This window comes from Nonomuraea sp. GTA35 (assembly GCF_041950525.1).
Taxonomy (GTDB): domain Bacteria; phylum Actinomycetota; class Actinomycetes; order Streptosporangiales; family Streptosporangiaceae; genus Nonomuraea.
In genome coordinates, this window is sequence record NZ_JBGNUV010000025.1 from 72933 (window position 1) to 95956 (window position 23024).

General features: G+C 69.1%; 19 protein-coding genes and 3 pseudogenes. 16 read left to right on the forward strand and 6 right to left on the reverse strand.

Annotated elements, in window-relative coordinates:
• Positions 1 to 357: 357 nt before the first annotated feature.
• Positions 358 to 789, reverse strand: coding sequence for a hypothetical protein (locus ACBJ32_RS55830; protein ID WP_375133755.1), 432 nt, complete (start codon positions 787 to 789; stop codon positions 358 to 360).
• Between ACBJ32_RS55830 and ACBJ32_RS55835 the strand changes: the two genes are divergently transcribed.
• Both ACBJ32_RS55835 and ACBJ32_RS55840 read left to right on the forward strand, forming a co-directional pair.
• A complete protein-coding gene (locus ACBJ32_RS55835) occupies positions 775 to 1008 on the forward strand; it encodes a hypothetical protein (protein ID WP_375133756.1) in 234 nt (77 codons plus the stop codon). The two genes, ACBJ32_RS55830 and ACBJ32_RS55835, sit on opposite strands and share 15 nt — an antisense overlap.
• Before the next feature lie 119 nt (positions 1009 to 1127).
• Complete coding sequence (locus ACBJ32_RS55840) at positions 1128 to 2228, forward strand: hypothetical protein (RefSeq protein WP_375133757.1); 1101 nt, start codon at positions 1128 to 1130, stop codon at positions 2226 to 2228.
• A gap of 323 nt (positions 2229 to 2551) precedes the next feature.
• On the opposite strand, the gene ACBJ32_RS55845 is transcribed toward ACBJ32_RS55840, so the two are convergent.
• Positions 2552 to 3271 (reverse strand): TetR/AcrR family transcriptional regulator, encoded by a 720-nt coding sequence (locus ACBJ32_RS55845; RefSeq protein ID WP_375133779.1) that lies wholly within the window; start codon positions 3269 to 3271, stop codon positions 2552 to 2554.
• Positions 3272 to 3283: 12 nt separating this feature from the next.
• Between ACBJ32_RS55845 and ACBJ32_RS55850 the strand changes: the two genes are divergently transcribed.
• Positions 3284 to 4084 (forward strand): enoyl-CoA hydratase/isomerase family protein, encoded by an 801-nt coding sequence (locus ACBJ32_RS55850; RefSeq protein ID WP_375133758.1) that lies wholly within the window; start codon positions 3284 to 3286, stop codon positions 4082 to 4084.
• A gap of 467 nt (positions 4085 to 4551) precedes the next feature.
• Here ACBJ32_RS55850 and ACBJ32_RS55855 read toward each other — a convergent pair whose 3' ends face one another.
• Positions 4552 to 5160: a hypothetical protein gene (locus tag ACBJ32_RS55855; RefSeq protein WP_375133759.1), complete on the reverse strand. Its 609-nt coding sequence runs from the start codon at positions 5158 to 5160 to the stop codon at positions 4552 to 4554.
• A 380-nt stretch (positions 5161 to 5540) separates the two neighbouring features.
• Here ACBJ32_RS55855 and ACBJ32_RS55860 point away from each other — a divergent pair, with 380 nt between their 5' ends.
• Together ACBJ32_RS55860 and ACBJ32_RS55865 are read left to right on the forward strand one after the other, a co-directional pair.
• Positions 5541 to 6740 carry a hypothetical protein gene (locus tag ACBJ32_RS55860; RefSeq protein ID WP_375133760.1) on the forward strand — a complete coding sequence of 400 codons (1200 nt, stop codon included), beginning with the start codon at positions 5541 to 5543 and terminating at the stop codon, positions 6738 to 6740.
• A 306-nt stretch (positions 6741 to 7046) separates the two neighbouring features.
• Positions 7047 to 7793, forward strand: coding sequence for a class I SAM-dependent methyltransferase (locus ACBJ32_RS55865; RefSeq protein WP_375133761.1), 747 nt, complete (start codon positions 7047 to 7049; stop codon positions 7791 to 7793).
• 759 nt (positions 7794 to 8552) lie between these two features.
• Here ACBJ32_RS55865 and ACBJ32_RS55870 read toward each other — a convergent pair.
• A pseudogene (locus ACBJ32_RS55870) lies at positions 8553 to 8646 on the reverse strand (hypothetical protein); the annotation flags it as partial.
• A gap of 133 nt (positions 8647 to 8779) precedes the next feature.
• Here ACBJ32_RS55870 and ACBJ32_RS55875 point away from each other — a divergent pair.
• The 5 genes from ACBJ32_RS55875 (at position 8780) to ACBJ32_RS55895 (ending at position 14141) form a co-directional block, all read left to right on the forward strand.
• Positions 8780 to 9001, forward strand: a complete 222-nt coding sequence (locus ACBJ32_RS55875) for a hypothetical protein (protein ID WP_375133762.1) — start codon at positions 8780 to 8782, stop codon at positions 8999 to 9001.
• A 292-nt stretch (positions 9002 to 9293) separates the two neighbouring features.
• Positions 9294 to 10106 (forward strand): papain-like cysteine protease family protein, encoded by an 813-nt coding sequence (locus ACBJ32_RS55880; RefSeq protein WP_375133763.1) that lies wholly within the window; start codon positions 9294 to 9296, stop codon positions 10104 to 10106.
• Positions 10107 to 10118: 12 nt separating this feature from the next.
• Positions 10119 to 10721: a hypothetical protein gene (locus ACBJ32_RS55885; protein WP_375133764.1), complete on the forward strand. Its 603-nt coding sequence runs from the start codon at positions 10119 to 10121 to the stop codon at positions 10719 to 10721.
• A 623-nt stretch (positions 10722 to 11344) separates the two neighbouring features.
• Positions 11345 to 11839: a CAP domain-containing protein gene (locus ACBJ32_RS55890; protein ID WP_375133765.1), complete on the forward strand. Its 495-nt coding sequence runs from the start codon at positions 11345 to 11347 to the stop codon at positions 11837 to 11839.
• A gap of 439 nt (positions 11840 to 12278) precedes the next feature.
• A complete protein-coding gene (locus ACBJ32_RS55895; protein ID WP_375133766.1) occupies positions 12279 to 14141 on the forward strand; it encodes a beta-propeller fold lactonase family protein in 1863 nt (620 codons plus the stop codon).
• Positions 14142 to 14628: 487 nt separating this feature from the next.
• Here ACBJ32_RS55895 and ACBJ32_RS55900 read toward each other — a convergent pair whose 3' ends face one another.
• The gene (locus ACBJ32_RS55900; protein ID WP_375133767.1) at positions 14629 to 15522 is read right to left on the reverse strand and encodes a LysR family transcriptional regulator; all 894 of its coding nucleotides are present in this window, start codon (positions 15520 to 15522) and stop codon (positions 14629 to 14631) included.
• A gap of 118 nt (positions 15523 to 15640) precedes the next feature.
• On the opposite strand from ACBJ32_RS55900, the gene ACBJ32_RS55905 reads away from it, so the two are divergent.
• The 4 genes from ACBJ32_RS55905 (at position 15641) to ACBJ32_RS55920 (ending at position 20542) form a co-directional block, all read left to right on the forward strand.
• The gene (locus ACBJ32_RS55905) at positions 15641 to 16747 is read left to right on the forward strand and encodes an FAD-dependent oxidoreductase (protein ID WP_375133768.1); all 1107 of its coding nucleotides are present in this window, start codon (positions 15641 to 15643) and stop codon (positions 16745 to 16747) included.
• 178 nt (positions 16748 to 16925) lie between these two features.
• Positions 16926 to 18149 carry a serine hydrolase domain-containing protein gene (locus tag ACBJ32_RS55910; protein ID WP_375133769.1) on the forward strand — a complete coding sequence of 408 codons (1224 nt, stop codon included), beginning with the start codon at positions 16926 to 16928 and terminating at the stop codon, positions 18147 to 18149.
• Between the two features lie 63 nt (positions 18150 to 18212).
• Positions 18213 to 18620, forward strand: a complete 408-nt coding sequence (locus ACBJ32_RS55915; protein WP_375133770.1) for a hypothetical protein — start codon at positions 18213 to 18215, stop codon at positions 18618 to 18620.
• A gap of 56 nt (positions 18621 to 18676) precedes the next feature.
• Positions 18677 to 20542 (forward strand): CocE/NonD family hydrolase, encoded by a 1866-nt coding sequence (locus tag ACBJ32_RS55920; protein WP_375133771.1) that lies wholly within the window; start codon positions 18677 to 18679, stop codon positions 20540 to 20542.
• Here the strand turns inward: ACBJ32_RS55920 and ACBJ32_RS55925 are convergent.
• Positions 20498 to 20782 (reverse strand): DUF4158 domain-containing protein, encoded by a 285-nt coding sequence (locus ACBJ32_RS55925; protein ID WP_375133772.1) that lies wholly within the window; start codon positions 20780 to 20782, stop codon positions 20498 to 20500. The two genes, ACBJ32_RS55920 and ACBJ32_RS55925, sit on opposite strands and share 45 nt — an antisense overlap.
• Before the next feature lie 271 nt (positions 20783 to 21053).
• On the opposite strand from ACBJ32_RS55925, the pseudogene ACBJ32_RS55930 reads away from it, so the two are divergent.
• A pseudogene (locus tag ACBJ32_RS55930) lies at positions 21054 to 21527 on the forward strand (helix-turn-helix domain-containing protein); the annotation flags it as partial.
• A gap of 1147 nt (positions 21528 to 22674) precedes the next feature.
• A pseudogene (locus tag ACBJ32_RS55935) lies at positions 22675 to 22917 on the forward strand (transposase); the annotation flags it as partial.
• Positions 22918 to 23024 lie beyond the last annotated feature (107 nt).

Consider the following 23024-nt stretch of genomic DNA (forward strand, 5'->3'; position numbering starts at 1 on the left):
GCAGGCCAGGAAGGTGACCGCCGCGGCGACGTCGGCCTGTTGTGGCGGGATCCTCAGTCGACCGATGACGTCGCGGGTACGTGGCGGGCCCCTCCCGTGCACACCAGCGGGTCGATCAGCGCAGCGGCAGCCCCATGACCGCATGGGGGCGCGAGCGGCAGGCCGGCCCGTCCGGCACGACCTTCATCGCGGCCAGCACCCGCGTTCCCTCGGCGTTGGCCTCGAACGCGATCACCGCGCGGCATGCGGGACACCGGACCGTACGCGTGGCCGGGCGCACCCGGGATTCATCGGGGTGGCGGCCCGCCGCAGCTGTGGGGGGTCCTGGCCGTCACCGCCGCTGGGCCAGGCGGGCTGTCATCGGCGCACCATGACCCAGTGCTGGCCACTGCCGGAACGGCCGCACGTCGCCGCGGAGATCTCCCACGGACGCCGCACATTGTGGTGCAGGCACAGGTTGCGCAGGTGCTTCCATCTGATCTGGATGACCGTGTCCCACACGCCCTCCTTGACCACGGGGAAGGGGAACTGCTGGCGCTTGTCGCTGCTGCATCGCCCCACCTGCACGGCGGTGCCCTTGGGCGCGCCCAGGCAGTACGTGCGCCCGCGGTAGGTGATGGCGAGCTGGGAGCGGGCCGTGCGCTTCCACAGGTAACCGTCGAACTTGGTGGACGGGCAGTAGTTCGCCTGGGCGCGGAAGCCCAGTTTGGCCTGGGTGCGGTCCGCCGCGTAGGTCAGGCAGCGGTCGTCGTTCTTGATCAGGTAGGTCTGGGCGTGGTGCTGCGCCACGAGGGCAAGAATGCGCTCGCCGACCAGGTGACCCTGGAAGCGACCGGTGTCACCCGCGCGCTGGAGCTCGCGGTGTACGGGCAGGTGCTCTGTTCGGCCGCCTACACCGCCGCGCAACACGGCGACCGGGCCCGCGCGCTGAAGCTGGTCCGTGACGCCGTCGCCGCGGCGCGACGGCTGCCCCACCCGCTGCCTGCGGCCCGGAAGAGCAGGGTGTAGCTCCAACGTAGTGAGTCTGTGAGCTGGCTTGTTGTGGACTGGGCTGCTCTTCGTGGTACCGGGGCGCCGATGCCCGAAAGCAACTTGTTTGTCAGATCGGATGTCTAGGATGCTGGCCCATGACCGAAGATCACATGATGCATTGCTTCGCGGGCGACGAACAGCGGTATATCACCGGCGTGGCCGTGACGGAGCTGGACGGTGTCCCACACGTGGTGGGGCTGAACGACCGGGGATTCGTTCAGAAGTGGGCCCTCCCGGACGGGGAAAGTGCCGTGGTCCCGTTGGATTTGCCGGCCGCGGCTCCTGAGGACGAGTGGTACCGCGAGCAGGGCTGGGAGGAGGGCGATGACTTCGGGGACCCGAATGCCAAGGTTCCCGCGGGCCACATCGCCGCGGTCATGACGGTGACGCGACTTGACGGCCGTCCGGTCGTCGTCACCGGTGGCAACGAGCATGACCTGTCCAGTCACACTGGCGACGCCGACATGTACGCGGGCGCGGTACGGGTCTGGGACCTGCGGACGGGCTGCAAGGTCGGGAAAGTGATGGCGGGGGACGACCCCGCCGACGGGGCTGTCGGGGCCGTCTGCTCGCTGGCGGTCGTCTCGTCCAAGGCTGGGCCCATCGCGGTGAGCAGCAGCGAGTCCGGCCTGCTGCAGACCTGGAACCTCCTGACCAATGAACTGGTCGCCTACGCCGTGACCACCGGGGAAAACGGGGTGATGGGAGCCGCGACGATCGGGGGGCGTCCGATCGCCGTGACCGGTGGCGAGAGCCGCACGCTTGAGGCCTGGGACCTTCTAAGTGGTGAACGTTTTGGAGCGCTCATGCAAGGCGTCAGGCCCGCGGCCCAGGCTATCGCCGTCATCGAACTGGAGGGCCGTGCGGTCGCCGTGGTCGGTGGTGACGACCCGACGATCCAGGTCTGGGAGGTTGGCCAGGAGGAGCCCATCGGGCTTGCTCTGGCTGGTCACACCTCCGGAGTCACCGACCTGGCGACCGCCTGGGTGAGGGGACGCGCGATCGTCGTCAGTGGAAGCGACGACGACACCACCCGCGTCTGGGATCTGGCGAGTGGGGAGCAGCTCGGCGAACCGCTGATGTCGGCGATGTCGCTGACAGTGGGGGAGGTCGGTGGCGTGCCCGTCCTGGTGACAGGCCATGCCGACACCACCGTCCGGGTGTGGGATCTATCGTTCGCCGGAGCCCAGAGGTAAGGCTTGGAGCTTGGATGTCGCCTGGCCTGGGAACTTGAACAGGTCGGCCATAGTCGCTGATCGTCGTGGGATGCCTCGCAGACGTCAAGTCGGGGTGCCGGTAAGGCGGCTGTCACCAGCCGCCATTCATGGCTGATCACGGTTTGAGCGTTGGGTGTAGCTCTTCCGTAGCGACTGATTCTCAAGCGCTGAGGGTGCGATGGTTTCGGTGGACTTCTCTGGCAATCGAGCGTTCGTGAGAACCAACGCCGGTAAGCAGAGCCGGCAGCTAGGCAAGATCAACGCCGTTTGGGGCTCATGCTGTGATTCTTACGTCCACCCCGTCATCCGGACCGCACACAGGGAAACCCTTTTGCGCGGTTGAGTCCGTCCATCATCAGCGACAGCAGTTGGTCGGCGTCCTCGGGCGTCTGCTCGGTCACCAGGGCGATCGCGTTCGTGAGCCTGAGTAGCTGGGGCGCACTGATGTCGGGCCGTACGGTCCCGTCCTGCTGTGCCCTGTTGAGCAGAGCGGTACCGGCCGCGCGGATGGATTCCTGGCAGGAGTTCAGCGCCCATCCCGGCCCGGCCGCGACGGACATCAGCCAGGTCGCCAGCCCACGGTAGGTGGCGACATGAACGATAAGGGCGCGGAGCCAGACGGCCAGTGCCTCGCCGGAGGATGGGGCGGTGAGCAGGTCGTCGGCCTGGGCGCACAGCAGTTCGACTCGGTCACGGAAGACGGCGTCCAGCAGCGCCTCCCTGCTGGGGAAATGCCGGTACAGGGTGGCGTTCCCGACGCCGGCGTCCCTGGCGATGTCGTCGAGGGATGCATCCGCTCCGTACTGGGCGAAGGCGTCCTTGGCCGAGGCGAGGAGCCGATCGTAGTTACGGCGTGCGTCGGCGCGGGTCGGGCGCTGAGCCCGGATGGGCGCGCCGCTCTTCGATTGCGTCAGGGCAGGTCCTCGGATCTCCGGTTTGAAAAACGGGGAGCTTCCCCATATTGTACGGGACAGAAACCGGGGACACTCCCCGATTTCTCGTGAACAGAAGGTATGGGGCAGATGTCAGAGAATGTGAACGAGTGGCACGACCGGCTTGGAGGCTTTGTCGCGCGCCCGGCTTTCCAGGAGTACGCCCGCAAGTACTCCGACCACTTCGTCATGGAGCGACGCGAGGGGATCATCGAGCTCCGGATGCACACCGAGGGTGGCCCAGCCGTCTACTCCCTGGGACTTCACAACGCGTGGGGACAGGCCTGGCAGGAGGTGGGAAACGATCCGGAAAACGAGGTCCTGATCCTGTCCGGGACCGGTGACGCCTGGATGACCGGGGTAGATCCGGCCTCCTTCGACCGCCCGTTCCCCGAGTGGTCGGGCGAGGTCGCCTACGAGCTCTACTACGACGGGATGAAACTCCTGGAGAACCTTGTCTTCGGGGTCGACATCCCTACCATCGGGGTGGTCAACGGTCCCGGCTTCCACACCGAACTCGCCCTGTTCTGTGACATCACCCTCGCCGCCGACAGCGCGGTCTTCTCCGACGGTCACTTCCCTGTCGGCCAGGTCCCCGGCGACGGCCTGCAGGTGGCCTTCCAGTCCCTGCTTGGTCCCAAGCGCGCGGCGTACGCCTTCTATACCGGCGAACGGATCGATGCCAAGAAGGCATTGGACCTCGGCCTGGTCAACGAGGTGCTGCCGGCAGACGATCTGCTGCCCCGAGCGCGGGAGATCGCCCAGACCATGATGACCAGGCCCCGGCCCATCCGGCGCCTCACCCACTCCGTCGCTCAGCGCCCCTACCGGCGCCGCCTGATCGAGGACCACGGTTTCGGTCTGGCACACGAACTCTTCGGCGCCTTCAGCAACAGACCATAGGCCGGTGTTGCGTGCCGTTCACTGCTGCAGTTGCCCCGCCTCTTGACCAGGTCAAACTCGTACACCACTCCCGTGGACCCAACCCGTGATCGCGCTCCAGCCACGACTCGAACCCCACGTGCTCACCGAGCGTGACCGACCACCCACAATCCTGGAAAGTTCCGCTGTCCCCGATAGGAGGGAAACGTCCGCACCGGCGGAGCGGACTCGAACCGGGCGTTCCAGCACCGCATGAGCGGTCCCCGCCGCTCGATCGGGCCGTCCTCCCCGATCTCCAGGTAGAGCAAGTCGAAATCGTCTTCGTTCGACGATCTTGCCGCCGCAGCCGATGCAGCACCGCTCACCCCACTACCCGTCCCTGAAGGTCGCCCATGTGGTGATCTGCACTTTAGCGATCATGCCTCAGGTCTGTGAGACGAATGACCAGACATCTCGGTCGCTGGGGACTGGTTACTTGGTGAGCGAAGTCAGCCGAGGGTTTCCTCCACGAGGTCGAGATAAGCGTGTCCGGCGGCGACGCTGTCGGACAGGCCGAGCGCCGCGAATCCGCCGAGTAGCTGACGCAGTGTGGCGAGGTGGTCCTTCCCGGTGGCATCGGGCGCATAGGGACCGCCGATGAACTCGATCATCCGAGCCGTTTCCGGAGAACGGCGGGCGATCCGCTTGCCCGCGATCGGCACGAACGCCAACTGCAACGCTCGGTGATCGGCGGGGCCCTTGGGCGTCGCCTGCTCGTGTTCGCCGGCGTTGAGATGCTCGGAGAAAGTGGCCGCGAGCCGGCCGAAGCCTCGCCGGTCGAAGATGACAGTGCTGTCCGCGACCCAGCTCGCCTGAGAGACCGGGTAGATGTACCAGTCGACCCAGAGCGGAAGCTCGTCAACGAGGTACTGCCCGCTAACCGCCCTGGTGCCACGAGGGCCGTTGTGGCGGGCGTCGAAGGCCACCGCCAGCTTCCCGGGACCGGAGGGAAGACGACCCGGGACCGCGAAGTCGTCGAGGCACGCGTCGTCCACGACGACGAGCAGGTCGATATCACTCCAGTCGTCGGCCTGGCCGGCTCCGAGAGAGCCGACCAAGCCAGCACCGGCTACCACCGGATCGCCGTGGAGACTGCCGGTTACGGCGCTGAGCCAGTGGGACCGAATGCCAGCGAGACGGGGAGCCGGTGGCCCAGTGGCGCTCATCGAAACGGATCATAGTCCGAATCAATGCCTCAACAAGATGAGACGACAGGCCGAGTGCCTCGGATCAGTGAGACTGCCTCAACTCAACGAGACAGGACACCAGAAACACGACAGCGGCCATCTTCGCCTAAGGAGCTGGACACACCAGCACGCCCGCCGGTTACTTGCGGGAATCTCTCCTTCTCGCAAGTTGCTTGCCATCCAGCGGCACGCAACGGATCCAATTTTCTGATTTCTATTTTCTAGAAAATCAAAAATGATACACTGCCGTCGTGACAGCAGAGAGCACCCTGGTGACGCCTTGTAAGCACTGCGGTGCGCCGATCGAGCAGCGGCGCGGGAGAGGGCGGCCGAAGGCGTACTGTCCCGAAAAGGACTGCCAGGCTGCGGCGAAGCGGGAGCGGGAGTTGCGGCGCGCCACCCCCGGGCTGGAAGGGGCGTTGGCCAGGGCCGAGCAGCTGTACGACCGGATGGAGAGCGGGCTGGCCGCGGCGATCGAGCCGCTGGCGCGGGCGCTGGCCGAGGAGCTGAGTCCCGCCGGTGTCGAGGCCAAGCTGAGCGCCGTCCAGGCTGAGGCGCACACGCGGGTCGCGATCGCGCGTACCGAGCGGGAGCAGGCCTTCGAGCAGGTACGGATCGCGCGCGAGGCCACCGAGCACGCCCGCAGGCAGACGGCCGAGATGCGGGTGCGGCTCGAAGAGGCCGAGCAGGAACGCGAGACCGCGCTGGGTGACGCCGAGCGGGCACGGGAGCAGGCGCTGGCCGCGTTGCGCGAGGCCGCGAGCACCGAGCGGCAGGCGTTGCAGGCGGCCGAGGAGGCCAAGCGGCGCGCCGAGCTGGCCGAGCGCCGGGCCGAGGAGGCGGCCCGGCGGGCCGAGCTGGCCGAGCAGGCCAGGGATCAGGCCGTGCAGGAGCTGACCGAACGGGTCCAGCTGGCCGGCCGGCAGGTGGAGGAGGCGCGGGCCGCGGTCGTACAGGCGCAGAAGGACGCCGCGCTGGCCCGCGAGGAACGGGAGCGCGCCCGGGAAGAGACGGCGGCGGCCGTGCGGGCGCGGGAGCAGGCCGAACGTGACGTGATCGCGGCCCGGGCACGTGAGGAGGCGGCGGCGCAGGAACGGGAGCGGGCCGTGGAGCGGGCCGTCAAGGCCGAGCGGGCCGTGGCTGAGGCCGAGCGGGACCGCGCGGTGGCGCTCAAGGACGCCGCGCAGGCGGCGGAGGAGGCGGAACGGCTGGCCGGGAGGGTGGCGGCGCTGGAAGAGGAGGGGGCCGCGGCCGTGGCCCGGGAGCGCAAGGCGGTCGCGCGGGAGAAGTCGCGGGCCGATGCCGCGGTCAAGGAACGTGATCGGGTCCAGGGGGAGTTGCGGCTGGAGCGGATCCGGCTGGAGGATCTGCGGGCGGAGCTGGAGTCCGCACGGGCGGAGGCGGCGCAACTGCGGGAACGCGCGGTGGCGGCGGAGCTGCGTTCGTCGTGATGCCCGCCTCCCGCGCTGGTGGTGGATCGGCTGCCGCGGATCAAGCGGATCAACCGGGCCGAACCCCACCAGGTCGACGATGGAGATCTGGTGGGCTGCCAACCTGGTGCCGGCGGCTGCTTACGGCTGACCCGGGTGGGGCACGCGGGCGTCCTGGCATCGCCGCGGGCAAGGCCGGGGACGAACGATCTTGACCGGGGGATGGGCAGCGGCGATCATCACAAGGCCGGAGGCAGAACACCGGGCACCCGTGACACCGGCCCGCCGGTGTGGCGCGGGGATGGCCCCGGCCGGAGAGGCAGCGACATGTCCAGCGCGCGGTTGTACGACACCATCGGAGCCACCTGCACCGTGACGCGGCGAACCGAGCCGCGGATCGCCGCGAGGATCTGGGCCGCGCTCGGCGATGCGCGGACGGTGCTGAACGTCGGGGCCGGCACCGGCTCCTACGAGCCTCCCGACCGCGACGTCATCGCGGTGGAGCCGTCGGTGCTCATGCGGGCGCAGCGTCCCGCCGGCGCGGCGCCGTGCGTGGCCGCCACCGCGGAGAGCCTCCCGTTCGAGGATCGCTCGTTCGACGCCGCGATGGCTGTCAGCACCGTTCATCACTGGCGGGACCCGATCGCCGGGCTGCGCGAGATGCGGCGCGTGGCTCGCCGGGTGGTGGTGTTCACCTTCGACGGCAACGACCCCGACTGGCGTCACCGGTTCTGGCTCACTCGCGACTACCTGCCCGAGGTCGCCCGCCTGCTGGCCGGCTGGCCCCCGCTGGCCGACCTGACCGGCGCGATCGGAGCCCGCGCGGAGCCGGTGCCCGTTCCGTGGGACTGTGCTGACGGCTTCTTCGAGGCCCACTGGCGCCGGCCCGAGGCGTACCTGGACGAGCGGGTACGTCGCGGGATGTCGGCGTGGGCCGGAGTCGGGCCGGAGGCCGAGCGGCGGGCGGTGCGCGGCCTCCGTGACGACCTCGACTCAGGCCGGTGGGCCGAACGCAACCGCGACCTTCTCACGCTCGACGCGGCGGAGCTCGGTCTGCGCCTGCTCGTCGCCTGACCGCGCCGCGGACGCGTACGCGCTGCCCGCCGGGTGGGTGCGCTGTTCAGGCTCGCCGAGCGCGTACCCGATCGTGATGCTCGCGTACGACGGTGAACCCGGCCGATCGGTAGAGCGCCACAGCGGCCTCGTTCGTGGCCGGTGTCACGACGGCGACCGCGCTCGCACGGGGGTCAGAGAGATTTGGAACGGAATCCGGCGTTAACGGGTTCCTCCCAAGTCAGCGACCCCTGCCCTTGCGGTCCTCCGGACATGGTTAACGCCGGGTCCCGTTCCATCGCACAGAGGGGTGGGCCAGATCATGATCATGGTGCGGGAGGCTGGCCCCGTGGTGAAGGCATGGCGGGCGGCTGGTGCCGGTCTGGGACGATCTGTAGGCCTGGCGCGTGGTGATGGCGGTGGTTAGGAACTGACATCGGCCGGAGCCCCAGCCCCCGGGGTGTTCACGGTCTGCGCCGCCCACCTGCTGATATGCACGGATGGCGGCCGGACTGCTGGAGGGGGCCAGGCCGTGACGGCGGCGTGGGCGTCTGGACGCGCGAGTCACACGGCGTTCTTCCAACGCCCATGCCGCCCCGTCGATCATTCGGCCTGGGGTGCAGGTCGCGGCCGGTGAACAGGGCGATCAAACGGCGGACGGGCAGCCCGGCCTCGGTCCGGTGGCGGAAGGGCTGGTCCAGGCCGAGGGTGCGGCGGTTGCGCCGGCCGATCCGATCCCGGGATCAGATAGCCGGCCTGATGCAGGTCGGCGACGATGGCCTGCACCGCGCCAGCGTTGTCGCGCCTTTGCCCCGGCAGCGGCGAACGGGTAGAAAGTGCCGCGTTTGTACAGGTAGACGAGCGCGAGCCGCCTGCGCGCATCTGATCGGCTGAACCTATCGGCGTGAAGCGGATGCAGGTGGCCGGTTGTGGACATGCGGTGCTTGTTGACGCGCTCCAACGGGCGGGAGAACGTGAGAGCAGCTCAGGTGCCCAAGGGGGCTTTCATGGCGGCTCAAGACGCCCTGCTCAGGATCTACAGTGACCGCGCGTACACGCATACGACGATGGTTGGCCATCAGGGCGCCACGGGGGCGTTCACGATGGACTCGGCCCGTCGGATCGGCGACAACGTTCGGGATCTGGCCGAACAGGACGCCGCCAAGGGCGAACTGGACGCGGCGTGCCGGTCGGCAACCCCGCCGAACTACCGTTCCCGCGTGAGTTAGCCGAGGCCGGCGACGGGATCGCGGGCGCGACGGCCATGCCCACGGCCAAGCGCAGGCCTGCGGATGGACGGCCCCACCGTGGGCAAGGGCGGGGCGAACCGGTCATCTTCACCGTGACTGAGCCCGGGACCTGAGCTCGCGCCGGCGACCTCAACCAGGCCGACGCCATCGCGGACCAACTGCTCGAAACCTTCCGCGGCACGAACGTCCCGCCGCCCGGCCCTGGCCACCATCGCCGAACAAGCCGAAACCTCCCCCACCCAGCTCCACGACCAGGCCGAAAGGATCTGCCATGCCATCAACTGCTCTTCCCGCCAGCACCCTCACCAACGAAGGCACCAGCACGCTCACCCGGGGCACGCCCCTCACGGTGCGCCACTCCACCACGCCGGACCACGTCAGCAGCACGAACTGGATCGGCATCTACCCCAATGACAACGGCGCGACCATCGGAGTGAAGAACTCCTTCACCTGGAAGTACGCGCCCAACGCCTCGGGCAGCGTCACCCTGGACACCGGCGCGGTGCCCGGGCCGGGCCGTTACGCGGCCTGGTACCTCTACAACGACGGCTATACCCGCCTGGGCGAACCGGTCATCTTCACCGTGACCGCGGACACTGCCTCCTTCGTGATGCAGCACCAGCAGCAAACCCAATGGTGCTGGTCGGCCACCACGGTCAGCGTCGCGGCCTTCTTCAACCCGGCCACCGCGTGGACCCAGTGCTCGATGGTCAACGCCGAACGCGGCCTGGCCACCTGCTGCGGCCCGGCCGCCTCTGATGCCGGAAGCTGCAACCAGCCCTGGTTCACCGACCGGGCGCTCACCCGGGCCGGGCACCTGCGCGAGACCGTGGCGGCCGCCCTGACCCTCGACCAGATCCGCGCCGACCTGCTGGCGAGCAGCCCGATCGGGGTACGGATCGGATGGGCCGGCGGCGGCGGCCACGCCGTGGTCGTCCGCGGACGCTACCGCGACGCCGCAGGCGTCGAGTACGTCAGCGTCTGCGATCCCTGGGACGGCGACACCGACGTGCCTTACGACACCTTCCGCAACAACTACCGAGGCGCGGGCACCTGGACCCACACCTACCGGACCAAGCCCTAAGGGAGAAAGCTCATGCCTCTGCACATGCCCGCCCCTCCGTCCGGCGTCCCCGAGACGGTCCGGTCCAAGCTCCACGCCCTGGCCGGCGACTCCCGCTTCTCCACCCCCGCGTTGCGCCTGGCACGGCAGGACGACCTGGAGGTGTCCACCCCGCACCAGGTCTTCACGATCGGGCTCGACGACATCGAATCCGGCGCCGGCCTGGCCGCGGCACGCCCGGTGAGCTGGCGTTACCTGGTCACCGCCGGCAGCGAGGTGATCGCCAGCGCCGAGACCACGCAGGACGCGGACGGCACCCCGCAGGCGGCGGAGTTCACCGAGGGCCGGTTCGTGGCCGCCACCGACAAGGCCGTGCGGTCCGTCCGGGCGCTGCCGCAGGTGGAGAAGGGCCCGTTCGAGCTGCGGCTGCTGCGCATCCCCGCGCTGTACCTGATGGCGCTGTGGCTGCATTCGCCGGCAGCCGATCTGCTGGTGCCGCTGGCACCCTCACCGATCGGCAAGGAGGGCCAGATCGTGGCGCCGGCGCAACTGTTCGGCGACCTCGCCCGGCAGGCCCGGGCCCGCACGGCGGCCACACCTGATCACAACGGAGATGGCGGGCCGCCCACACCCTGACAGACCCGCGCCGGACTCTGCCGTCTACACGGGCGGATCCTCACGCAGGAGGAGAGATGACCGGTGGCAGCGGGGCGCAACAACGGCGCCCCGCTGCCATCGGTCCTGGCCACCATCGTCGAACAAGCCGAAACCATCCGCGCCCACCTCCACGACCACGCCTGACCGCACCTGACCGCCCCCGGCCTGTGCCGCCGGCTCCAGGCAGCACAGGCCAGCCAGGCGACGGCAACCTCGCCGACATCACCCTCCACGACATCACCGTCCACGACGGCGTCGGCGGCGAGAGCGCCGGCAACTGGACTCGGCGCCGGTTCCTGCACCGTCAAACGCGGACGATAACCGCACCAGCCGCCGACCGGGCCCCCACACCCCGTCAGGGCGGGGGCCGCCGGCTTCTCATCCCTTGGCAAGGCAGCGCGCCCTGCGGAGGGTGACAGGCAACCGTGGTGGCAGCCAGGGCGTCCGATGTTGGACAGGCGCTGTATCTGGCGCATCCGTGCAGGCGGCGGAGGATGAGCAGGGCGGCCCCGATGGGGGGCCGCCCGCCGGCCGGTCAGTGGACCGCGACGTGCAGCGATCGCGACTTGGCTCACGTACTACCCCGACCACCCTTGAGAAGGATGTCTCATGACAGCAACCCGCCCCGCGCTGCCCAACGCCACCACTCCCGAGTTTCAGGCCGAGGCGCTCGCCGAGGCCAACGCCTACCGCGCCAAGCACCACGCGCCGGCCATGGTCATGGACCCCGAACTCAACGCCTACGCCTTAGAGCGCGCCTCCTCCCGCTCCGAGAGGAAAGACTCGCAGCCGGACACACCGGCCTGCGCGCGCAGACGGGCGAGAACATCTTCTGGGCCGGTGACGCCGAAGCGCTGCCCGGATCGAGGGCGGTCAACAAGTGGTACAACGAGATCGCCGCCTACGATTTTGCCGCCGCCCAGTTCTCCTCCGCCGCCGGCCACTTCACCCAGCTGGTCTGGAAGGCCAGCACCAAGGTCGGCATCGCGCGTGTCGCGGGGCAGCCGGGTGAGTACTTCGAGACCTACATCGTGTTCGTCTTCGAGGAGCGCGGCAACATGACCGGCGCCTTCGCCGGCAATGTGCTGCCCGCCTGACCGATCCCTGCCGCGCCGCCGCTCGCCTGAAGCGGAGGCGGTCCGGGGCGGGAGCGCTGGCGCGGATCGCCGCGCCAGCCCTTAGCCGCCAGGTCACCGTCCACGACCTCACGACGCGGAGGTGAGGACCTGCCTGCACCTGCGTCTTCGTAGTTCGGTTGCCTCAGCGCCATGACAGGGACGGCAGCCCCCTTTTCCGCCGCCAGATCGGGGCCGGTCTCAACGCGGACCGGAGATGGTCGGTGCATCCCGGGGCGCATCAAGGCGTCTTCCCGCGCAACACTCCTGCTCGTCTTCACCTTTGAGGAAGTGTCATGCATTCCACCACGCACCTGCGCGCACCCTTATGGCGGCGCACGCTGGCAGCCCTGTGCGGGCTGCTGCTGACCACTCTGACCTTGGCCGGTGTGTCGGCCGCACCCGCCCACGCGGCCACCCCATGGCCTACGTCACCAACACCTTCAGCAACAACGTGTCGGTGATCGACACCAGCACCAACACGGTCACCGCCACCATCGCCGTCGGCACCCGGCCTGGGCTCGTGGCGATCACCCCCGACGGCAGCCGCGCCTACGTCGCCAACGGCGGCAGCAACAACGTGTCGGTGATTAGCACCGCCACCAACACCGCCACCAACACCGTCACCACCACCATCGCCGTCGGCACCGACCCGTTCGGGGTGGCGATCACCCCGGACGGCAGCCGCGCCTACATCACCAACACCGGCGCCGGTAGCGTGTCGGTGATCGACACCGCCACCAACACCGTCACGGTCACCATCGCCGTCGGTACCCAACCGCTGGGAGCGGCGATCACCCCGGACGGCAGCCGCGCCTACATCACCAACACCGGCGCCGGTAGCGTGTCGGTGATCGACACCGCCACCAACACCGTCACGGTCACCATCGCCGTCGGTACCCAACCGCTGGGAGCGGCGATCACCCCGGACGGCAGCCGCGCCTACATCCTCAACTACGGCAGCAACAACGTGTCGGTGATCGACACCGCCACCAACACCGTCACCGCCACCATCGCCGTCGGCAGCCGCCCGCAGCGGGTAGCGATCACGCCCAACGGCAACACCGTCTACGTCACCAACCAGAGCAGCAACAACGTGTCGGTGATCGACACCGCCACCAACACCGTGACCACCACGATCGCCGTGGGCGGCTTCGGCCCGTTCGGGGTGGCGATCACCCCGGACGGCGGCCGCGCCTACGTCGCCCACATAGACGGCAGTGGCAATGGCACCCTGTCGGTGATCAGCACCGCCACCAACACCATCACCACCACCATCGCCCTGGCCAGCGGCCCGAACGGTTTGGCGATCACCCCGGACGGCAGCAGCGCCTACGTCACCACCGGCAACGTGACAGTGGTCGACCTTGCCACCAACACCGTGACCACCACCGTCGCCGTGGGCTTCGCTCCGATCGGAGTGGCGATCGCCCCCGGGACGACCAGCACGCCGACCGCCGATCTCGCCGCAGCCGTGGCCGAGTCGGCCGACCCGGCCGCTCTCGGCGGCACCTACACCTACACCGCGACTGTCACCAACAACGGCCCCGACGGCGCGACCGGCGTCAGCGCCGCCACCACCCTGTCCGGAGCGGCCCGCACCATCATCTCGGCCACCCCGTCCCAGGGCTCCTGCGTGATCGCCGCGCCGACCGTCACCTGCACCCTGGGCAGCCTGGCTGACGCCGCGAACGCCACCATCACTGTGGAGCCGAACGCGACCGGCAGCATCACCGCCACCGCAACCGTCACCGGCACCGAGACCGACCCCACCCCGGCCGACAACACCGACGCCGAATCCACCATCGGCAACGCACTCGGCTGCACCATCACCGGCACCAGCGGTAACGACACCCTGAACGGCACCAACGGCGCCGACGTCATCTGCGGTCTGGGCGGTAACGACACCATCGACGGCGGCAACGCAGGCGACACCCTGTACGGCGGCACCGGCAACGACGCCATGGGCGGCGGCAACGGCGACGACTACCTCTACGGTCAAGACGGCGACGACACCAACTACGGCGAAACGCTGCTCGGCAGCCTGCTGTACCTGTTCGACAACGGAGCCGACCACATCTACGGCGGCCCAGGCAACGACGACCTCGACGGACAGAAAGGCAACGACACCCTGTCCGACACCGAAGGCGTCGACACCATGAGCGGCAACGTCGGCAACGACACCATCAACGTCCAAGACGGCGCCGGCGGCGACACCGCCAACGGCGGCCTGGGCACCGACACCTGCACCACCGACGCGGGCGACACCGCCAGCAGCTGCTGACCCCGACGTCCTCTGACCGGTCGAAGGCCCGGCTGCGACCCCTCCGTCGCAGCCGGGTCTTCGGCTGAACCCTCAAGCGCGCAAACGAGCCTGTCGCCCTCGGGAACGCTGCTCGCAGCCGATGATGCCGTCGTGACCACACCACCGCCGCCGCCCACACGGGCCCCCACTCGGGTCCGCGTCTGGTGAGCCCCAAAGTAACGCTCTGTAATGTCGCAGGATCGCCACGTAGCGGTCACAGATGAGCGGTACCGGACCGTAGCGACATCCGTGCGGAATCCTGCGGCGGTGACGAGCATGCCGGTGGTGACTGGCCCGGTTACTGAAGTGGCGGCCGAGCGTGGCGCCAGCCAGGTTGAACGCGGCGGAGGAGGCGGCGAACGGCAGCAACGCCATCCCGGCCTGCAGCACGCCCCTTGGGGACGACGCTGCACCTGATGGCGTCCGATCCGCCGGATGCTTCCGGGCTCACCGTGTTGTTCGGCGGTCAGCTCTCCGGAGCGAGAGGGCCGAGATCGCGGACGATCCGGGCCAGGGCCTGGATGGGCTCGTTCTCCGTCTCGCTGCGCCATACCAGCGCGTACGGCAGCGGTCCCATGTCGGTGACGGGCAGGTAGGTGATGTCCGGCCGTATCCAGTAGCGGGCCATGTGGGCGGGGAAGAGTACGACGATCTCGGCCATGCTGGCGAGGGTGATGGCGTCTTCGGTGTCCTGTACCAACGGGCCGCGCTCGATCGGGCGGCCGCGGCGGGTCTCGCGTGGGATGTAGGCGTTGTACCAGTAGCCGGGCACGGTGCCTGCCTCGGGGTGCTGGAAGTCGGCGGCCATCTCCAGGGAGACCGACGTGCGTGGGGCGAGTTCGTGGTCGGTGGAGACGGCCAGCACCCGGGGTTCGGCGAGCAGGACCGGCCCCACGGTGAGGTCGGGCTCGTCGACGGGCAGCCAGGTGATCAGGACGTCGATGTCGCCGCGGCGCAGTGTGGCGAAGGAGTCGCTGAACTGGGTGCGCTGGATGCGCAGCTTCCACTCCGGGTGCCGGAGGCGGAAGACGTCCCAGTAAGGGCGCAGGTCGTAGGTGTTGGCGGGCAGCATGCCGACGCGCAGGGTGCCGGTGATGCCCTGGCCGGCGAGCTGGGCCCGCTCCATGCTGTGCTTCAGCCCGGCGTAGAGAGGCCGCAGGTCGTCGCGGAGCTGCTGCCCGACCGGCGTCAGCCGTACGCTGCGGTTGGTGCGCTCGAACAGCGGAGCGCCGATCTGCCGCTCCTGCTTCTGGATCGCCTGGGTGACGCGGGCGGGTGACAGGCACAGCCGGGCGGCGGTACGGCCGAAGTGCAGTTCCTCGGCCAGGGTCAGGAAGATCTCGATGTCGCGCAGTTCCACGCCTGACCTGCCCCGTTTACTCCTACTGAAGATGATCTTTCGGAATTCATCGTTGTTCTGGAGGCTAACCGTACTTGATCCTCGGATCGCACGAACTGTTCGTTCGATGGAGCAAGTAATGGACGTCCTTATTTCCGGCGCAGGCGTCGCCGGGACCGCTCTGGCGTACTGGCTGCGCCATCACGGGTTCACCCCCACCGTGGTCGAGCGGGCCCCGCGGATGCGTGCGAGCGGAGGCGTGGTGGGCTTGCGCGGCGAGGCTTTGGACGTGCTGGACCGCATGGCCCTGCTGGAGCGGATTCAGCAGTTGAACACGCGGCTGGGGGCGTGCGGTGACGGCGACCTGGCGGTCCTCAGGGGGGAACTGATCGGCCTGCTGTGCGAGGCCACCCGCCAGGAGGTGGAGTACGTCCTCGGCGACTCGATCGCCTCGGTGGAGCAGGACCCTGCCGGCGTGCGGGTCACCTTCGAACGCGGCCGGCCGCGCCGCTTCGCCCTGGTGGCCGGCGCCGACGGGCTGCACTCGCACACCCGCTCGCTGGCCTTCGGGCCGCGCGAGCGGTTCGTCCGGCACCTGGGCATCTACACGGCGACCTTCAGCCTGCCCGGCCACCTCGGCCTGCCCGGCTCCGACCGGCTTCCCGGCATGCCGGGCAAGGCGGCCGACATCCTCGGCATCCGCGACGACGCCAAGGCGTACGCGGCGCTGCACTTCGCCTCCGGACCGCTGGCCTACGACCGTGACGACGTCGCGCAGCACCAGCGCATCGTGGCCGGGCAGTTCGCCGGCGAAGGCGGGCCCATCCCGCTCCTGCTGGCGGAGATGAGCAGGGCGCAGGACTTCTTCTTCGACGCCAACGCCCAGGTGGAGATGTGCCACTGGTCCTCGGGCCGGGTGGTGCTGCTCGAGGACGCCGGCTACTGCGCGGCGCAGATCTCGGGCCTGGGCGCTTCCCAGGCGCTGATCGGCGCCTACGTCCTGGCCGGCGAACTGGCCGTCGCCGGCGGCGAGCACCCGGCGGCGTTTGCCGCCTACGAGCGGGAGATGCGCGGCTTCGTCGCCGAACACCAGCAGATAGGACGTGAAGGCGCCGACCGGTTCTTCATGGGCATGCCCGCCCAGGCGCCCGACGTGATCGCAACCGGTACACGGGAGACGGCCCGCACGCACCTCGTCAGGCTGAAGGACTACGCGCCCAGCTTCGCCGCACGTTGGCCGCCGTGACCGATGGCAACCATGAAGGCCTGGTCCCCACCGGCGTCAGCGGCGGCGTCAGGACGGCAACAGGCCGGTATCAGAGCGACCGGCGATCGTGGACGTCATGAACGGCCCAGCGCCTGAGAATCCTCAGGCCACGAACGGGCTCAGCAAGATCAGAACAATTCTGTAGAGGAGACTCATCATGGGACACAGCGACTTCACCGCGACGGGGCTGCGCAGGCTGCGTGAGGTGCTGACGCGGCATGTCGATTCCGGGAAGATCCCCGGACTCGTCGCTCTGGTCAGCCGCGGCGGCCGTACGCACGTGGAAGCGATCGGCACGATGCGCCATGACGGTGGCGCGCCGATGCGCCGCGACACGATCTTCCGGATGGCTTCCACGTCCAAGCCGGTCACGATCGCGGCGGCGATGGTGCTGCTGGATGAGTGCCGGTTGCGGCTGGACGACGTGGTGGATGCGTGGCTGCCCGAACTGGCGAACCGCCAGGTGCTCAGGCGCATCGACGCCGAGCTGGACGACACCGTGCCGGCCCGTCGGCCGATCACCGTGCGGGACGTGCTCGCCTCCACGTTCGGCCTCGGCATGGACATGACGGCGCTGGGCACCCCGATCCTGAACGCGATCTTCGAGCGGGGACTGACGCCGAACCTGCCGGTGGAGGTGCCCGAGCAGGACGAGTGGATGCGCCGCCTGGGCGAGCTGCCGCTGATGCACCAGCCCGGCGAGCAGTGGCAGTACCAGATCAGCAGCGACCTCGTCGGCGTGCTCGTCTCCCGGGTCACCGGTCAGTCGTTCGAGGACTTCCTGCGCGAGCGGATCTTCGAGCCCCTCGGCATGAAGGACACGGGCTTCCACGTGCCCGCCGACCAGCTCGACCGGTTGCCGGACCTGTACGCCCCCGACCCGGCCAGCGGCGAGTTCCTCGTCTGGGACGAGGCCAAGGGCGGACGGTGGAGCGAAGCGCCGGCGTTCCAGGGCGGCGGCGGCGGGCTGGTCTCCACCGCTGATGACTACCACGCCTACTTCCGGATGCTGCTCAACGGCGGCACCCACCAGGGCAGGCGCATCCTGTCCCGGCCCGCCGTCGAGCTGATGACCACCAACCGCCTGTCGCCCGAGCAGAACGCCGCCCGCACCGCCCTGGCCGTCAACAACGTCCACATCTCCTTCGGCCAGGGCCAGCAGGGCGGCTGGGGCTACGGAATGGCGGTGCGCACCTACCGCGGCGACTACGCGCCCATCGGCCAGTTCGGCTGGGACGGCGGCGCCGGCACCTCCGCCTACGCCGACCCGGTCAACCAGCTCACCGGCATCCTGCTCACCCAGGTCGGCTACTCCGTCCCGAACCCGGCCCACCTGATGAACGACTTCTGGACCACGCTCTACCAGGCCATCGACGACTAACACCAGCCCCGCCACATCCGCAACCGTTTGCGCGCATCTCCACCCCGCTTCGAAGGAGTCACCATGTCCATCGCCCTTACCGAGCAGGACAAGACCACCCTGCGTACCGCCGCTTACGGCGCCGTCTCGCTGATGTCGGCCGCCGATGCCGCCGGCAAGCCGCACCAGGCCGCCACCGAGGGTTCCATCGCCCTGGCCTCCGCGACCGGCCTGGTCGGGCACGTACTCGCCGCAAAGACCAGGGACATCAACCTGAATGGCAAGACCGTCGCCGCAATCGCCGACCAGGTGCTGCCCGCCCTGACCACAGCCATGAGCCTGCTCAAGCAGCAGGACCCGGCGGAGGCCGACAACTTCCGCCGCGCTGTCATCGTCGCCGTCGAAGCAGCCGCCCGCGCCCACCAGGACCGGCCCAGCCCCACCGTCGCCGACATGAACCGCAAGATCACCGAAGCCCTCGACTCGGCTTGAGAACACCTCGGCCCACGGAGCGACAGCTCGTTCCGCACAGCTCAACAGGAATGCACATGTCAAACGTCCAACGGCGAGCGCTCCTCGCCACCACCGCGCTCGCAACCGTGCTCACGACCGTGCTCGCGAGTGCTCCCGCCGCATCGGCGGCGGTGAAGCCCGCGATCGAGATCAGTGGCGGGGTCACGCAGCCTGTCTTCTCCTACGAGGACGCAATCCGTGAGCACGTCCGGGTGCAGTCGCCGGCCGACAGTGACGGCGATGGCGACAAGGACCTGGTCCGGGTGGACATCATCCGGCCGAAGGAGTCCGGTTCCGGGCTCAAGGTCCCGGTCATCATGCACGAAAGCCCGTATTACGACCAGCCGGGTGCCGGCTTCGAGCTGGATCACAAGACCTACGACGCGGCCGGGAACGTGACGAAGTTCCCGCTGTTCTACGACAACTACTTCGTGCCGCGCGGGTACGCGTTCGTGTCCGTCGACATGGCCGGCACCAGGTTGTCCGACGGCTGCCCGACCACCGGCGGCGCGTCGGACGTGCTGGGCGGCAAGGCGGTCATCGACTGGCTGAACGGCCGGGCGATCGCCTACGACGACAACGGCAACCCGGTCGAAGCCACCTGGACCACCGGGCGTACCGGGATGATCGGCCACTCCTACGAAGGATCCCTCGCCATCGGCGTCGCCGGCACCGGGGTGCGCGGGCTGGAGACCATCGTGCCGCTCGCCGCGCCCAGCAGCTGGTACGACATGTGGCGCGCCAACGGCACCCTCACCGACTTCAAGGGCGGCCAGGAATGGCTGGCCAAAATGGTCGACGAGGACCCGGACGAGAAATGCGCGGCGGTGCACCAGCGCATGAACGAAGGCTCGGACGACGACACCGGCAACTACAACGCCTACTGGCACGAACGCGACTACCGCACGGGACCGATCTCGAACGTCCGCGACGTGCGCGCCAGTGTCTTCCCGGTAGTGGGGACGCACGACCGCAACGTGATGGCCGACCAGTTCTCCCAGTGGTGGTCCAAGCTGCCCCGCCGGGTGGAGCGCAAAGTCTGGGTGACCCAGTACGGGCACCTCGACCCGTTCTGGGCCCGCCGCGACGTGTGGGTCAGCACCTTGCACCAGTGGTTCGACCACGAACTGATGGGCGTCTCCAACAACATCATGCGGCAGCCGCGCGCCGACGTGCAGCTCGGCCCGGACCGCTGGATCACCCAGGCCGACTGGCCGGCGCCGACGCGGACGACAACCCTCAGACCGCAGCAGGACGGCTCACTGGGCCGCAGGCCCTCGACCGGCACCGGCAGCTACCTCGACACCCTGCGGACCGAAGCCGCGATGGCCGGCAACCCCGGCACCGCCAGCCCTGACCGGCTGGCCTTCCTGACCCCGCCGCTGAAAGAGGCGACGCGTCTGTCCGGGACACCGTCGGTGAGCCTGCGCCTCAAGCTGGACAAACCGACCGCCAACCTGGGCGTCCTGCTCGTCGACTACGGCACCGACACCCGCATCCACGGCGTCGACCCGGCCGGCGGGCAGGGCCTCAAGCTCGTGGACGGCAAGGACTGCATCGGCAAGGGCACGGCCGATGACGACGGCTGCTACCGCAGGGCCGCCGACAACACGGTGACCTCCGGCTTCCAGGTAGTCACCCGAGGCATCCTGGACGCGCAGAACCACAGATCGCTGAGCCGGCCGGCACCGCTGACACCGGGCAAGCTCTACGAGATCACTTGGAAGATGCTGCCGCAGGACTACGAGTTCAAGGCCGGACACCGGCTGGGCCTGATCCTGACCGGAACCAACGACGACCTCACCGACGCCGAACCCGGCACCGGGACCAAGGTCACCGTCGACCTGGCCGGCACGTCAGTGTCGCTGCCGCTGGTCGTCGGCGCGTCCAGCGGGCGATAGGCCGATCGATCCTCGCCTGGGCTCGCGGCCGGCGTGGTCGCGTTCCCAGGCTCGCCCGCAGCGTTCGCCGATCCCCAACTGGCCGGCGACGACGTCCAGGACTTTGTTCGGCACCTCCAGCGGGTCGGCCAGGAAGCATCCCAGGTAGCGGATGGTCACGAGCTGCAGGGCGAAGCCGTACCGGATGTGCCGGCCGCGATGTCCCTTGATCAGGGCCATGTCATCGTTCCGCAGACTCACCCCTCACGGCCTTGTGGTGATCAGCAGCGACTCGACACGCCTTCAGCCGGCCATCGGCCGGCGTGGACATGCCTGCCGGCTGGTGCCGCCGTTGTTTCATAAGCGAATACCTATGAAACATCGCCTCCGTGTCGATTCCCGTAGTCGTGTTCACTGGCGAGCTGGGGTTATGGGCTGATTGCAGAGGTCTTCGGGAACTTCTGATTTCTGTAGTCCTGTGCACTACCGTCGGTTCTTGTCTTACTCGTGTTCACTGCACGGTGAGGTCGGCATGGTCGACGGCGTGGCGGGTGTGGCGGAGCTGGGTGTGCTGACGGCTTCGGCGGAGGAGTGGTTGGCGGCTGTCCGGCGGGCCGAGGTGATCGGCCGGTTGGCGCGGGAGCCGCGGGTTCGGATCCCGGAAGCGGATGAGGCGGCGGCGGAGCTGGGGATATCGCGCCGTCAGGTCTATGGGCTGCTGAAGCGGTGGCGGGCGGGGTCGGGAGTGGCCTCTGATCTGCTTCGGCGCCGGTCGAGCGGCGGTCGGGGCCGAGGCCGTATTCCCGAGGAGGTCGAGGCGCTGCTGCTGGAGGTGATCCGTTCGCGGTATTTGACCAAGCAGCGTCGCACGGTCACGGCGGTCTACACGGAGGTAGTCCGGCAGTGCCGTATCCGGGGGCTGCCGGCGCCGTCGCGGGGAACGCTTGAGCGGCGGATCGGGCAGCTTGATCCCGTGGCTTCGGTGACGGCTCGGCAAGGCGCGGACGCGGCCCGGGCGTTGCGGTCGGCGGGTGGGGAGGCGCCGGTGATCGAGGGGCTACTGGAGCAGGTGCAGATCGACCACACGGTGGTGGATCTGGAGATCGTGGATGAACGGCATCGGCTGCCGATCGGCCGCCCGTACGTCACAGCCGCGATCGACGTGGCGTCCCGGAGTGTGGTGGGCCTGGTAGTGACGCTGGAGGCGCCATCAGCGTTGTCGGTGGGGTTGTGCCTGGCGCACATGGCCTGCGACAAGCGACCGTGGCTGGAGCGGCTCGGGGTGAGCGGGGCCTGGCCGATGTCGGGTAAGCCGCGCGAGGTCTTCACCGACAACGCCGCCGAGTTCAAGAGCGAGGCGCTGCGGCGGGGCTGTGACCAGCACGGGATTAAGCAGTCCTACCGACCGCTGGGGGCGCCGCATTTCGGCGGGATCATCGAGCGGCTCATCGGGACGATGATGAAGATGGTGCACGACCTGCCGGGCACCACCTTCTCCAATCCCGCCGAGCGCGGCGACTACGACAGCCAGGCGAGCGCAGTGCTGACGTTGGCCGAGTTGAACAAGTGGCTGGCGCTGGCGGTGATGGTCTACCACGGCGAGGTGCACAGCACGCTGAAGCAGACCCCGGCGGGGCGGTGGGAGCAGGGCGTCGCCGAGACGGGGCGCCCGGCGACGGTCGCGAACGAGACGGCGTTCCTGGTCGACTTCCTGCCGGTGGAGCGGCGGACGCTGACCCGTACAGGGGGGTCGGCCGGAATACGCGAGAAACGGGCCGCGGAGGTTCCCATAGCTGGTCTGACCTGCGGGGCAGCTTCCCTCGCATCTCACGGGACGGTTCCAACCAGCTGCAGTGAGTGGCTCGGGGTTGGGGGTGTTCTACGGATGGCGCGCGCTTGGCCGTGGGCTTTCCCCTACAGTGATCCCGGCTATCGCCCGGTGCGCGTGTCGGCGGCTACTCGGAGGGCCTGCCGGAGCTGGTCCAGGTCGGCTGCGCCGGGCCGTCCGGGTGTGGTAGAGCCGGCAGGACAGCGACGGGGCGGCGCCGGGCTCGGCGAGCGGGTCGCGCCGTCGATCAGGATCGTCGGGGAGCCGGTGAAGCCCGTCCGCTCGGCCGCCGCCTCAGACAGAAAGTCCACCCATGTGAGGCTGCGAGGGCCAGGTCGCCAACCGGCCCATCTACGTGGCGCTGGCGGTCACCGTGGACGGCGAGCGCGACATCCTCGGCCTGTGGGCCGGCGACGGTGGCGAGGGCGCCAAGTTCTGGCTGCACGTGCTGGCCGAGATCAAGAACCGCGGCGGCGCCGATGCGCTGATGGTGGTCTGCGACGGCCTGAAGGGACTGCCGCAGGCCATCGAGAGCGTCTGGCCGCAAGCCGTCGTCCAAACGTGCGTACCCTGGCGCAGGACGCTGAGCGGTATGTCGACTACCCGCGACGATCAGACTGAGCGTGGCAGGCCCGCTCCGGATGCCGGCCTGCCCGCCTCAACAGGGCCGAGTCC